Here is a 12,569-nt window from a genome sequence, read left to right as displayed (position 1 = left end):
GCAGCTGATGTCAAAGATTCTTTACGGCCCGACGATAGATATCCCCTACGACCCACATCTAACGCTCTAGAAAATGAGTATGGCCACCTCTGAAGAGGTGGCCATACTCATATAATCAGTGATTAATTTGTTGGAATCCACGTTCCAGACGACGAGCAATTTCAGCGACATCCAAGTGCGTACTGCTCACCTCGATCACCAGGTCATACGCTTCATCATCTCCCAGTACCCAGACAGCGCCGAGATTCCGGTAGTACGTTAGACGAACAGCAATCCATGCACAACGCTTATTCCCATCAACCAACGCATGATTCCTACAGAGAGAATCCAAAAGTGACGCACATTTTTCGTGAATCGTCACATACTGAGGATTACCGTAGAGCTGAACCTGAGGACGTTCCAATGAACTTTGCAGTAACCCTGCATCTCTCACATCTGGAAAAGCGTCGTAAATCGCCGAAAACGTTCTGAAGATGTCTTGGGCATCCGGAGTCCAAGTCACGTGACATTGCCCAGCCGGTCGAGGAGCGGCTTGTCATTCTGCTTGATGTGCGCGATCGCGTCATCTAGCGAACGAAGCTTCTGGGCGTCAAGCCCATTCTCCACGTGTTTGGCGACGAAACTACTCATTTCTCCTTTCGGAATCTCCTCGCGCAGCCGTTGTGCAATGTCATCAGGGAAGCTGATAAGCAGCTTGGTCATAACCAACTCCTTTCCGTATATCTATCATACATACACAATTGGGAAACTATCTAGTCCCGGTGAAGAATAGTAGATGATGCCAGCTCGCTTCGAACGGTGAGGCATCTTAGTTAATTTATTGATTGCTGTAATCGTCAGGATCGTCATGGCGAGACTCGAAAACCTTCAGATATTTCATTTGAAGCACCAGTAAATGTTACGTACTTCTCGATTAAAGAGCCTGTCAGGTTGTTTGTGTAAGCGACCTAGTCACAACCTAAATACCTTGGTTCGTAATACTTAGTTCATATACGGTTCGATACGCTCTGGATAAGCCATCGCCAGCTGCTGCAACGCCTGCTTCCAACCATTCGTTCCGGCCCCTTCCACCAGATGCGCCCCAACGCCGGCCCGCGGGGTCCGGCCTTTCTTCTGCGCGTCCTTGAACCGCTCACGAGCACGCTTGTCCTCGATATTGCAGATCGCCAGCCAGAGCATCTTCACCGCGGCTGTATCCGAGGGGAAATGTCCCCGGCTTTTGGTCATCTTACGCAGCTGATAGTTCATCGACTCAATCGCATTGGTCGTATAAATGACCTTGCGCAGCTCCGGCGGGAACTCCAGGAACGGGGTGAACCGTTCCCACGCGTTACGCCACGTAGCTACCGCCGAAGGATACTTCCGCCCCAACTCGGACGCTTCGATGAACCGTCCCGGAAACTATGCCGCCAGTTTACTGGCGACTTCATCGGGTAACGAGCCGCTCATTTCATCATAATAGAGTTCTTCAAATTCAACCGGAGTGCAATACCTCAGAGTCGAATGCAACCGGTCAAAGTTGTACCAATGCACCCATTCCACGACCACGTCATCCACGTCCGATTTGGTGTCCAAGGCTCCAGTGCGGAACGGTGAATCTTTAGCAACCGCCTCATTCTTGAACAACCCCATCACCGTCTCAGCAGCGGCATTATCGAACGCATCCCCAATCGTTCGGGTCGAGGGAATGAGTCCCTCCAACGCCAGCGTCTGAGTGTACCTCTGAGAGGTATATTCTGACCCCGCATCGCTATGATGGATGGTGCCAAACACCGGTCTCACATGAGCCTTTCGCTCACTGCGGCGTTGCCATAGAGCCAGTTGGAGTGCTTCCTCCACAAACGCCGTGTCATGCGAGGTTGAAGAAGCCCAGGACAAGATGCGCCGTGAGAACAAATCGATCACGAAAGACACGTAGGCGAACCCGCCCCGAATCGGAACATAGGTGAAATCGGTGATCCAAACCTTGTTAGGTGCATCCGTAGAGAAGTTCCGATTCAACAGATCTTTCGCCCGGACTTTATCTTTAGCGCGGATCGTCGTAGTCGTTCTCCGCCCCCGCACCAGGCCCTTCATCCCAGCTACTCGCATCAAGCGATCCACGGTGTGTTTTGAGATTTCAGGGAAGCCGTTGCGTTGCAGCCAGACCCGCATTTTCCGTCGCCCATAAAGCACTTCTGGCTTCGGCTTACCTGTCTTTTCATCTGGTTTCTTCAGATCATGAAGGACATTCAAAACCATTGCGTCCATGACAACTCGTGGTGCCGGTTCATTCTTCTTCCAGCTGCGATACGTGCGGGCAGAGACCTTCACGCCCTGAGTGTTCAGGGCGGCGCAGGTCTGCTGGACTGCGTAGCCGCGTTCGCGTTGCTGGTCGATAAACTCGGTGATTAGTGCCGGCGAGGGTCCAGCTCCCTCGCGAAGAAAATCGCTGATGCCTTCAAAATATCGTTGGCTTCTTCAAGGTCCCGGACCTTGGCTTTCAACGCTTTGATCTCAGCGAGTTCTTCACTGGTTGGACCGGTCCGGTCACCGTCATCAACTTGGGCCTGGAGGACCCAGCGGCGCAGGGTTTCTTTGCCGATATTGAGCTTCGGAGCCAAATCAGCGCAGGCCGCGTAGACCGACGTGTAACGGTCGAGGCGTTCCATTGCGTAGGCCACTGCGCGGGCTTTGACTTCGGGGGTGTACTGCTTGGGCATGCTTTCCATTCTCTCAAAAGAAAACGGCATAAAACCCGGGACGATTCATCGAAGTCATCCAACGCCTTGCCCGCAGATTCGATACTCGGCGCAAATCACAGTCCATTAAAAGCTAGAAAATCACATCCAGGCAGTCGGTGGAAGTACTAACTAAAACACAAATGGAACCCCATTGTGGGAAGTCTTTGGCGAATGTAGATATCAGAGTTTAGGTGGGAGTGTTCTTCATATACTGACGATAACGTCGTTTTGGAAACGGCCTGTTTGTGCAGCGTAGATCTTCAGCTCTTTATAAGTGATTCGGGAACGGCCACGGTGATTTTGTTGTGATCCCGCATTACGAACCAGGACAACGCCTCTTCAAGGGAATAGGGAAGACCGAAGTGCTGGCCTGGATTGAAGCTCTTGGGGATCCGAAACGTGCAAATCTTTTGGTGAAAGTGATCCACCCAAGTGGGGAGGTAGAAATCAAAGTGTTGACGGTCAACAAGGAACGGGAATTGGTGCTGATCGACCAACTTAAGCATCACCGTTCGTGGAAACCTTGCTGATCTAAGTCATGGTTACACAAAGCAAGAAGCCGCTTCACCAGTTCAGGTGAGGCAGCTTCTTTCTCTATTATTCGCCGTTGACGCGGCTTTTAAGCCTCACCGTGTCTTCTGGTGCTAAGGCGATTATCTAATAGCCGGCAGTTTCGGAGGCCTCGTAGATGAAGAAGACCTGCTCGGATTCATCGTCGAGTGCATAGGTGACGAGTACTTTACACAAAGCGAACTCTACCGACATGTTCCGCCTGACGGTTTCTGCCGCTAATTTGCAAGTGTGGAAACAGCTGACATTCCACTTACTGCTAGCTTAGAACCTTGGCAGTCTGACACAAAGGCAAGACTAGAGTGCGAATTGACCATCCTAACGTGAATCGATGACCGCTAGAGGACTCTAAAGCCGCTCACCATGGGGCAGTCGAAAGGATCTCGGGCGGACAAGCCTACCTTGTTTAAATACCTAATCACCTGTCCGTAAGAGCCGCGAACAGAAGCGACCGTGTAAGGGATCTGGTGCTCGTTGCAATATTCGCGGACAATTTTCGATACAGCCGCCAAGTTCGCCCTAGGCATGGAAGGGAAAAGATGGTGCTCAACTTGGTAATTGAGCCCGCCATAGAAGCAAGTAAGTAGTCCATTGGAAAAATTGGACTTACCCATAATATTTCTACTTGTCAGTACCTGCCGAGAGAAGAAATCAATCTTGGCATCTTTTGGAACCATCGGCATGCCCTTGTGATTCGGTGCAAACGAAGCACCCATGTACACACCAAAAACAATCAACTGGACGCCAAGAAACGCGAACGCCATACCCAGCGGTAAGAAGACAAAAATTGCAGCAACATAGAGAATGATGCGGATGAGTACCGACATCAGCTCACGTCTTCGTTGCTTGACCTTGTTTCCAACTATCAAATATTTAAGCGACTGGTAATGAAGATTCAGCCCCTCGAGAGACAAGAGAGGGAAGAACAGATAGCCCTGCCGTTCTGTGATCCACTTGGAGAATCCTCGCTGACGTTGAGCATCCGCAGGTACAAAAGAGATCGTGTCCCAGGCGATGTCGGGATCTTTCCCAATTGTGTTCGGTGTGGCGTGATGTTTGGAGTGCTTGTTCATCCACCACTGGTAACTGATTCCGACGACAAAGTTCGCCAGAAAACGTCCTAGTCTGTCGTTGGATTTGCCTGTTGACAAAATTTGTCGGTGAGCTGCTTCATGCGCTAAGAAAGCAAACTGCGTAAGAATAAAACCTAATGAACCTGCCATAAGTAGCTGGAACCAACTGTCACGTAGCAACACAACGCCTGCAATGGTTCCTGCCAGCGAAAGTACTAGCACGGTTGCAAGAATCAGGTAATGCCCGCGTCGGCGGCGTATGAGTCCAGCTTCGGCGACAAGTTGTTTGACGTGGAAAAAGCTCCGAGGATCACCGGGTCTGGGAGTTGGTGTCACACGGTCAAAGATAGTACTACTACTCAAGGCATATACCTCTGGGGTTGGTAGCTGGCGACTTCTCAGTCGAAAGAACTGAAAAGCTCGGCTCCTATCTGCTCAGCATATAGACCGACTCTGTGTTCCTGCTGATTGTCGATCACGACATGGAAAACCTTGCGCCATCTCAAGAAGCTACTTGAACCCTGAATGTCCCCGAAGTACGGGCTGGCAGTGTGTTTCTCTTCCCTGTGAGTAACCAATCCGTGCTAGACTTACTAGATAGAGAACCAGCCTGTGGTTGTGGTTCGGTTGAAAAAGCGAGTCATGCTTTTTAGTTCAGTGAATGCTTTTTACTTTCAACGCTTTACCAAGGCGTTTTTTCAGAATAGCCCTCCCGCTTTGGGACGCTATTCGTTTCCCGCTTACAAACATCAGGACTCCCTTCTGTCTCGTTCATCGGCACTAGCAATGAGTTCTACTGATGGGATTCTACGGATCTTCTGGCAACCGCCTTGTGCTCTCTTTATCAGTATTCGATAAGAGCACACCGACGAGTCATCAACCATAGTCACGTAAGCAATGCAACCCCCGTTTCGTCCAGTAAATGCGAAACACACGGCCAGAGCATCTGGCTACTAACGAAGAGGAAAATAATGGCAACAGGTACCGTGAAGTGGTTTAACGCTGAAAAGGGCTTCGGATTCATTGCCCCATCAGACGGATCACCTGACGTGTTTGCACACTACAGCCAGATTCAGAGCAGTGGTTTCCGCAGCCTTGAAGAGAATCAGACTGTTGAATTCGATATTGAGTCAGGCCCCAAGGGCCCGCAGGCAGCGAATATTCGCATCGCCTAACTCAGAATCTGTTTGTGGGGCGGAAGCAACAATCCGTTGCTTCCGCCCCACAGTGTTTAGAACATCTTTCATGACGAGCTTCTTCTAATATTGAAGGCTTGTATTCAACTCCTATTTAGAATTGAATCGAATGACACAAGCTCAACCCGGAGAAATCGGCATCGCAATGATTACGGCACTACTCCATGGGGACCGTGAGGGATTCAATTTTGTTGTGTCCGAGCTCGAAGGCGGCAACGCTCAAGCCGTCGCGATTCTTGCACGTTTAAGCGAAACTATGATCGCGATGATCGCTGATCTTCTCGGAGTTGAGCCGGACGAAGCTCTAATGAAAATCGCCGCCTCTATCGCGCTTGGTAGCTGAAAAACTCAATTGAAATGTGACGCGGCTTTCGCAGCTATCAACTCATGCTGTGGATGAACATTTCTTAGTTGAAAATCAAGAAACAGAGGTAGCCTGAATCCAAGTAAGGCAGCTAAGACTGCAAAAATCTTAGTTTCATCTTAAATCTATTAGGACACACACTCCATTGCTAAACTTCGCCTACATCACTAAAACTTGGGGGCGGCAATGGCTGAGAGTGGGTCAAGCCTTCTCGGCGTGCTCATAACGGGAATCGTAATCACCGTATCAGGCGCTTCTCTGATCTACACCGCCCTTGGTACAGGATCATTCGGCATGACATTGGTCGGGTTCGTTTCTCTAGCAGTGGGCATCCCAGCCATCGTTATGGGCATCAAAGATCATTAGTGCGATTTTCAGGAACCCTGGAACACTTCGCTTTGCAATATTCGTGGATAGTTACTTGATTGGCGATTTCCGTGAGTTCTATGCATATGGTGGAAGTTCGCGTCACGAGGGACCACCGCGGCCACACGCGAACGAGGAAAAACGAACAATATCACTTGGACCTCAACCTACTCGCACATTGCCCAACAACGAGCAAGAAAGTAGGACATAATGCCAGGACGTTATGCACGATCGGCCACTGCAGCCCGAGTATCCGAATTCCTTGGAACGAGAAGCGGACGACGCTTTCTTCGCAGTCAGTCTTGGAAAGAAGGAATGCCGGTTGTCATTTCACAACCCCAAGAATTGCTTTCTGACGCCATGAGTCTCGTAGCCACTCAAATGGACACCGCGTTGATAGCCTTTCTAGAGCCCACCACAAATGAGCTCCTCTTCATTTACGTTTCACTACCCAACAAGGAGCTTGAGATCGTCCCGACGGAGGCACCGCAACAAACCGTGCTGAATTTCTACAGCACCGTCAACCGAACATTCGCCCGAACGTTTAGAATCAAGGGGTGGCGATATAGTGCCGTCGCCCACGCGATCAGTACCTGCAATATGAGAACAGAGCCGTACGACGTTCTTCGCGGGTTTGAACGCAGCGAACCGGTACCGAGAAAATCAGTTCTCTAACCCAGCGAAGCCGCTCCATCTTCCTTTGAGATGGAGCGGTTTTCATTTTTCCCGGATGCCGAATAGGTCGAGTTGGTACGGCTGTTCCGGTTACTGGGTACCGCCGCCTTTCGTCGACCGGGTACTCCGATTACGGCTTGCTGGTACTGCTGACGGTCCGATGAACGCCACCGTGGATCGGGCCAACAACTTCACGTGGCTTTCCGGGTTGTTCAGCCACCGTGCTTCCAGGAATCCGGGCGTGAACATTCATTCAACCTGCTTCGGTGCGTAGGCCGGGCCCCGGCACTAGTCGCGGCTGCTCCAGGGGACGAGCTCCGGTAGTGTGTGCCTCAAGAGGGCGCGGGGAGACGTGGTGTTTGACCATTGCGGCTGGGTTCTCTTGGTTAGACAACGGCGATGTCGTCACCCACGCGAATCGGGTTCGATGAGTGTTCAAGGAGATAGTATGGACCTTCCATGTCTTTGCGCAGACCAGCCGTCACCCGGGTGACGTTCCACAGAGCGTGCTGCCGCATTCGATGCTTACCGGCTGTCGCAGGATGCGCAGGACGTCTATGGCTTTCTTGCAGTTCCATGAGGGCGGAATAGCGGTACCATCTCGCCGGAACAGAAGTACCTTCAACCCCTATTCGGCACCGGAGGTAATACTTTGTTTTCGATTATCGAATGCACGATATGACGCGTGTCACACTTTCTACAAGTATAGGATTTGGGTCATGCAAAGACGGAAAGAAGGAGAGGGAAATGGAAATTACTGTCCACAGTGCAATGTGCGTGGCTTCGGGTAATTGCGGTTTGGTAGCCCCAAGTATTTTTCAAAATAGGGAGGAAAACCACGGATTTGTTGAGCTACTGCAAAATAATCCCTATCAAGATGACGCACCTTCCGCTCTAGAAGCAGAGTATCTTTGCCCATCCGGGGCCATCCAGATCGATAACCACAAAATCCCCGCAGACAAGCTTGCAGCCAGTGATGAAGGAAGGAAATAGCTCTCATTTTTCGACTTCTGTGCACCTGAACGTCCTGTAAATCGAATGATTCACAAAGAAGCTTGGAACACTAGTCGAGCAGGACTTTCCGCAGACCAAATTGCCACCCGTTCGGTATTCCTCAGCGTGAGGTCCTTCCTCGGGCGTAATTCAAAGCTCCGCCTTCTCCCGCTCGTTCGGGAAATTTCAATTTGAAATCAGTCCAGATATCTCAGTTTTCTAGCCTCGCGTCAGTTAGAGGTACTAGATTGAATTCTGAGAGCGTCGGGCAGAATTCTCGCCGATATCTGTCTAACTAGCCCAAAGCTGTCTCCATCGAGCTCTAAGATTCGGGGGATAGAAAACGTTGCGTCAAATCGATCTCCCTGCAGATATGAGAGCGAATCATGAGTCATCGCATCGGCAATAATTTCTTGGCCGAGTACCGACCGCCGCATCAATCCTTGCAGCGCCAACTTTGCCGCAATTCTCGCCCATCCCCAGCGTCGTGTAGGCCGCATCAACGCCACGTCTAAGAGACCATCATCGAGGCGAGCTGTCGGGATTAGAAGCATGTTTCCACTCAGTGTTCCGCAATTACCGATAATGACAGTGTGTGCACGGGTACTCTTCTGCTTGTGTTCATCGATCGAATACGTGAGGCTAAAGAGTCTATGCGCGAAGACCGATTGAGCGATAGGCACGCTATAGGCGATCCAACCGAAGTATTTCTTCAGTCGTGTGCTTGTGGCAGAAGCCATGTCGGCGTCTAGACCTACCCCAGACATGACCAAAAAAATTTCCTTGCCATGTTGTCCACCAGGACGCCAAAGCTCGACAGCAGCAGCATCGATGGGAAAGGAGTCTTCTTGGAATGCCATGGCAACACAGTGAGCAATATCGTTCAGCGGAATTTTGAGGTTCCGTGCGAGCAGATTACCCGTGCCACAGGGCACCAATGCTATCGGAACGTTGGAATCAATGACTACACTGGCTACCGCACGAACTGTCCCATCACCACCCGCGACGATTATTACCTCGGGCTGTTTCTTGAGCACTTGGAGGGCGGCACCTGAGCCAAAGTCTCTAGGGTCTGAGGGGTGCCATGTAGTCGTGGCCCAATTGTGTCGTGCTTCTTGGAGCTGAATGTGCTGTCGGAGCTCGTCTATAGGCGCTGAAATTGGGTTATAAATGACTGCTGCGTGCGGACTGGTCACAAGAATTCCTAAGTAATGAAATAGGACAACTATGGGACCCAGACTGGGCCTAGTTGAGTTACCTGTTGAGGTTCGGCGAGGCTTCGAAGTAACTGAAACTATTTTGTCATTGTGGTGTTTTCACTTGGATTAGCGGTGCTGAGGCGATGGACAATGCAAAATGCGCGTTGGCTGTCAATCCTTCATGTCAGCTTGATGTTCTGCGAAGCGGACTTAGGTTAGTACCAAAGCAATGAACTCGGACTCAGTAGGCCAGTTGGGAGCAAGTGCAGCGAATGAAAGAGTCGAATCGGAAAGCGATCGAGTGGCTGAAATTCCGGATTGTTGAGGTCTCTGGGTGGTTACTTGTTCTCGCTGGTCTTGCTGCTTTGATTCTTCCTGGTCCTGGATTGTTGTTAACTGCTGGAGGGGTGGCGCTGTTGTCTATGCGCTATAAATGGGCCAAGAGGCTCTTGCGCCCGATCAAGCGAAAAGCCATGGATCTATCTCGTCTGAGTGTCCAGAGTTGGCCCAGAATACTGCTGAGTACGCTCTTTGCGTGTCTCCTCCTTGGAATTGGTACGTGGTGGGGCATCGGTACCCCTGTACCGACATGGTGGCCAGTTGATCCTCAGTGGTGGCTATTCGGCGGATGGGGAACGGGCGTGACCCTCATGGCTTCTGGGGTGATCGCTCTCGGCACGCTGATATACAGTTTTCATCACTTCCGCAGCGAACCATAGAACTCAAGCAATGCATGCCCCTCTCGCCAGCACTCATTGGTCGCTCACTGGTGATTGAGCTTCTTGCGCTGCGCCGACAGTATGGATCGCAGTTGGAGAATTCGGGCAACGGCGACAACAGCAACCAACAATCCGCCGGCAACAGCTGAAATAAACATGGTCAGACCCAAGCCGACAGAACCGCTCCAGCCGAAGTATTCAAGCGTGACAGTTGCCTGATTTTGGGCAATGAAAATGATGAGCAGAACTAAAAGAACTAATCCGACGATCAGGGCTGCCCAGACCACTGCCGTGCGAGATACTGGCCGTTTATTTTGCGGCACCCCGGTTACATCAGCGGATGTTGTCGACTCGTAGATTTCATGGGCATCAAAGGGCTTGGGGTGCGAATTGCTGCTCGTACCTTGTTTTGGGTGAGTTGTAGATGATTGTTGGTGCTCGGGGGACGAACCGGATGGAGTTTTCATGTTGGATACTCGATTCTGAGTACTGGTAGGCAGGGAGCGGTTACGTTATTTTCAGATCGATGAATCGAACGAGATCGATTTCGCCAGATGCTGTACTGACTGTGATCGCTCGGTTTCTGCGTCGATCTCTTTTCGAAACTCTGTTTCGGCAACGTCCTGGTGGTGTTGGAATTTCTCACTTTGTTGGGCGAGCGCGCAGGCTATGGCAAAGGCTAGCCCGTCGCGGAGCTCTTCAAGGGAGGTGTTAGCTATCTCTAGTCGCCTGTTTGAGATATTAAGCTTTATGTCAGGGTAGCCAGATGAAGCTAGCTGCTCCTGAACTTCGAGGCTTTGGATATTTCGAATCTCTTCAGCTTCAGGACGTCGACTGAACACCACTGCGACCATATATTTTTCGGGTGCTTGCGCAGTGAAGAGGGTTCCAGGCAGCGAATCTACCAGTACTTCGCCCACGGTGAGTGGGTCGTGATTCGTTCGGGCATGTTGTGTTTGATGTTCCATAGGTCATCATCTCTTGTGTTGAGAATGCGAAGCTCTAGGATCAGTTGTGCTCACTGAATTTCGGGCTAGAGATCGTGGGGATTTGTCGGGATTGGACTCGGGACCTAGATGTGGTTCTTGAGCGCTATAGGCGACACGGTGCCAACCACAGAATGTGCAAGTCCACAACACTTCTCGCATCGTTACGGCCACGTCTTGATGCATTCCTTCGTCGTGGCCGCCGTCGTTATCCCAGCGGCGTATTTGGTTTTCATCGTCTTGGTAACGGCGGGTTTCCGTTTCCACCACAGATTTCCTGAGGCAGCGCGGGCATCGCTCGGGCTTTTGCATGACGTCGACACTGCTCCTTCCGAGCTAATTGATGCGTGTTCACGAAGCGAGCGGATGCAGAAATTTCAAGTAGCAACAGACCATCCAGCTGCGACAAAACTGCTTTCTTTGCCTCAGGCACTGGAACAGCTCGTTGCAGATTAGTCGGAGCAGTCTGAACATACCAAGCCACAAAATTGTGAAGGGTGGTTGAAGGATCTCGATGGAACCCTCATCGGATGACTGTTCTGTGGATGGAATGAAGCGTGCATCGCACTGGTTTTGAGAGCCCAGTAGAAAAATACTCTCTGGTTCGAATGCAACCGGTTCAACACTGTTGCTTTAATCTGAACGTCTTTACGCGATGGGAAAGACACAAAAGCTATATGCCGGTGAAGACACCCGGTAACGGTAAAACCCGGTAGAGGAGTGCTCCAATCACAGTATACGCCTGATTAGTTGACAAAGCTGTGATATATTTCAGCCGCTCAAATTCTGATCAGGGACTCCTTACCTGATCACACTGATGCGTATCGGAAGAGCGAACATCTTGTGTAGCTTGTGTATCAAGGTGACTTCAATCCCATGACTATAAGGAAAATTCCGACCGCCAGGCAAAGGAAGGCTCCCACGGACCCCAGCATCGAATTACTTCCAACAACATAGAACAGAACCCACAGGCTGATTAAAGAAATGACCAGTCCGGCTATGCATAGCCCAATGATTGCTGCATCCTTTGAATCCATTGTCGTTTCCAGACACTCTCGAACTCACGGCACCTTGCCGCGGGTCTGGGCGAGAGCGGCAGTTCAGGTGGACTGGCAGGAGGAAGAACGCGCTTGTGCTCTCGGTCAAGATCGTTTCGTTGGATGGTCGTCCTAGGGCGGAGTTAGCCTTCGAAAATGACGTCCTCGATAAAACACCAAATGCCAAAAACTTCTCCGACGTCATCTTTGACGAGGACATATATCAGCCCATGTGTCTTGACGGACGCCTTCGCTTCGACGTACACCGAGCCGATGAATACGGGTAATTTAACGGAAACTGTTTTGTGGGGGCTAAATGCGGTTGCCTCAGCGTTAAAGTCGGGACTTAAACGCATTAGATCGTATTCCACCCCGTGGTGCGTGAACTTCCGGGCTGGGAAATTTGCATCGGGAGGGGGTCTTCTCAGATTATTCATGGTGCAACTGTAGTCCTATTACCACTCTGGGAACGGAACGCGTCCGAAAAAGCTTCCGAACCTTGTTCAACTTAAGCCTTGCTGCTTCACTGACAGTAGATGTAGCGGAGACGGTGCTCTTAATGAACGGCAGAAAAAAGATCGATTGATCTGTAAAAGTGTGCAGGATGCAGCCGGCTCGTATTGAGTGGTCAGTGAACAGTGGGTTGACACGAATTATGGGATGTTAGG

The 12,569-nt window shown here is 50.8% G+C and carries 14 protein-coding genes and 1 pseudogene; 6 read left to right on the top strand and 9 right to left on the bottom strand.

The window, feature by feature from the left end; translation table 11 throughout:
- Positions 1-115 precede the first annotated feature (115 nt).
- From AUR04nite_RS17530 to AUR04nite_RS17510, 5 genes and pseudogenes are all read right to left on the bottom strand, one after another.
- A complete protein-coding gene (locus AUR04nite_RS17530; RefSeq protein WP_246055594.1) occupies positions 116-502 on the bottom strand; it encodes a type II toxin-antitoxin system death-on-curing family toxin in 387 nt (128 codons plus the stop codon).
- Positions 499-702, bottom strand: coding sequence for a hypothetical protein (locus AUR04nite_RS17525; protein ID WP_141367556.1), 204 nt, complete (start codon positions 700-702; stop codon positions 499-501). The genes AUR04nite_RS17530 and AUR04nite_RS17525 overlap by 4 nt, the downstream gene beginning before the upstream one ends.
- Positions 703-981: 279 nt before the next feature.
- Positions 982-1,383: pseudogene (locus tag AUR04nite_RS17520) on the bottom strand (transposase); the annotation flags it as partial.
- 18 nt (positions 1,384-1,401) lie between these two features.
- Complete coding sequence (locus AUR04nite_RS17515; RefSeq protein WP_246055595.1) at positions 1,402-2,379, bottom strand: IS3 family transposase; 978 nt, start codon at positions 2,377-2,379, stop codon at positions 1,402-1,404.
- Between the two features lie 11 nt (positions 2,380-2,390).
- Entirely contained in the window at positions 2,391-2,702 is a 312-nt protein-coding gene (locus tag AUR04nite_RS17510; protein ID WP_170184271.1) for a transposase, read from the bottom strand.
- Between the two features lie 326 nt (positions 2,703-3,028).
- On the opposite strand from AUR04nite_RS17510, the gene AUR04nite_RS17505 reads away from it, so the two are divergent.
- Positions 3,029-3,253: a hypothetical protein gene (locus AUR04nite_RS17505; RefSeq protein ID WP_141367549.1), complete on the top strand. Its 225-nt coding sequence runs from the start codon at positions 3,029-3,031 to the stop codon at positions 3,251-3,253.
- A gap of 378 nt (positions 3,254-3,631) precedes the next feature.
- On the opposite strand, the gene AUR04nite_RS17500 is transcribed toward AUR04nite_RS17505, so the two are convergent.
- The gene (locus AUR04nite_RS17500) at positions 3,632-4,729 is read right to left on the bottom strand and encodes a fatty acid desaturase family protein (RefSeq protein ID WP_141367547.1); all 1,098 of its coding nucleotides are present in this window, start codon (positions 4,727-4,729) and stop codon (positions 3,632-3,634) included.
- Positions 4,730-5,337: 608 nt separating this feature from the next.
- Here AUR04nite_RS17500 and AUR04nite_RS17495 point away from each other — a divergent pair.
- The 3 genes from AUR04nite_RS17495 (at position 5,338) to AUR04nite_RS17485 (ending at position 7,960) form a co-directional block, all read left to right on the top strand.
- Positions 5,338-5,541 (top strand): cold-shock protein, encoded by a 204-nt coding sequence (locus AUR04nite_RS17495; RefSeq protein WP_141367545.1) that lies wholly within the window; start codon positions 5,338-5,340, stop codon positions 5,539-5,541.
- Positions 5,542-5,671: 130 nt separating this feature from the next.
- The gene (locus tag AUR04nite_RS17490) at positions 5,672-5,905 is read left to right on the top strand and encodes a hypothetical protein (protein WP_141367543.1); all 234 of its coding nucleotides are present in this window, start codon (positions 5,672-5,674) and stop codon (positions 5,903-5,905) included.
- Positions 5,906-7,714: 1,809 nt separating this feature from the next.
- The gene (locus AUR04nite_RS17485; protein WP_170184270.1) at positions 7,715-7,960 is read left to right on the top strand and encodes a ferredoxin; all 246 of its coding nucleotides are present in this window, start codon (positions 7,715-7,717) and stop codon (positions 7,958-7,960) included.
- A 230-nt stretch (positions 7,961-8,190) separates the two neighbouring features.
- Here AUR04nite_RS17485 and AUR04nite_RS17480 read toward each other — a convergent pair whose 3' ends face one another.
- Positions 8,191-9,156 (bottom strand): diacylglycerol/lipid kinase family protein, encoded by a 966-nt coding sequence (locus AUR04nite_RS17480; RefSeq protein WP_246055593.1) that lies wholly within the window; start codon positions 9,154-9,156, stop codon positions 8,191-8,193.
- Positions 9,157-9,431: 275 nt separating this feature from the next.
- Between AUR04nite_RS17480 and AUR04nite_RS17475 the strand changes: the two genes are divergently transcribed.
- Positions 9,432-9,878 (top strand): PGPGW domain-containing protein, encoded by a 447-nt coding sequence (locus AUR04nite_RS17475; protein ID WP_141367539.1) that lies wholly within the window; start codon positions 9,432-9,434, stop codon positions 9,876-9,878.
- Between the two features lie 44 nt (positions 9,879-9,922).
- Here AUR04nite_RS17475 and AUR04nite_RS17470 read toward each other — a convergent pair whose 3' ends face one another.
- Both AUR04nite_RS17470 and AUR04nite_RS17465 read right to left on the bottom strand, forming a co-directional pair.
- A complete protein-coding gene (locus AUR04nite_RS17470; protein WP_141367537.1) occupies positions 9,923-10,345 on the bottom strand; it encodes a LapA family protein in 423 nt (140 codons plus the stop codon).
- A 51-nt stretch (positions 10,346-10,396) separates the two neighbouring features.
- Positions 10,397-10,798 (bottom strand): hypothetical protein, encoded by a 402-nt coding sequence (locus tag AUR04nite_RS17465; RefSeq protein ID WP_141367535.1) that lies wholly within the window; start codon positions 10,796-10,798, stop codon positions 10,397-10,399.
- Between the two features lie 186 nt (positions 10,799-10,984).
- Here AUR04nite_RS17465 and AUR04nite_RS17460 point away from each other — a divergent pair, with 186 nt between their 5' ends.
- Positions 10,985-11,320, top strand: coding sequence for a hypothetical protein (locus tag AUR04nite_RS17460; RefSeq protein ID WP_141367533.1), 336 nt, complete (start codon positions 10,985-10,987; stop codon positions 11,318-11,320).
- Positions 11,321-12,569 lie beyond the last annotated feature (1,249 nt).

It is taken from the genome of Glutamicibacter uratoxydans, from assembly GCF_006539925.1.
GTDB classification, from domain to species: domain Bacteria; phylum Actinomycetota; class Actinomycetes; order Actinomycetales; family Micrococcaceae; genus Glutamicibacter; species Glutamicibacter uratoxydans.
This window is presented reverse-complemented; position numbering and strand designations above follow the sequence as displayed.

Excerpts from the sequence above, each read along its gene's own strand:
- AUR04nite_RS17475 (WP_141367539.1), top strand. The coding sequence starts at position 9,432 with ATGAAAGAGTCGAATCGGAAAGCGATCGAGTGGCTGAAATTCCGGATT.
- AUR04nite_RS17510 (WP_170184271.1), bottom strand. The coding sequence starts at position 2,702 with ATGCCCAAGCAGTACACCCCCGAAGTCAAAGCCCGCGCAGTGGCCTAC.
- AUR04nite_RS17490 (WP_141367543.1), top strand. The coding sequence starts at position 5,672 with ATGACACAAGCTCAACCCGGAGAAATCGGCATCGCAATGATTACGGCA.
- AUR04nite_RS17470 (WP_141367537.1), bottom strand. The coding sequence starts at position 10,345 with ATGAAAACTCCATCCGGTTCGTCCCCCGAGCACCAACAATCATCTACA.
- AUR04nite_RS17525 (WP_141367556.1), bottom strand. The coding sequence starts at position 702 with ATGACCAAGCTGCTTATCAGCTTCCCTGATGACATTGCACAACGGCTG.
- AUR04nite_RS17495 (WP_141367545.1), top strand. The coding sequence starts at position 5,338 with ATGGCAACAGGTACCGTGAAGTGGTTTAACGCTGAAAAGGGCTTCGGA.
- AUR04nite_RS17485 (WP_170184270.1), top strand. The coding sequence starts at position 7,715 with ATGGAAATTACTGTCCACAGTGCAATGTGCGTGGCTTCGGGTAATTGC.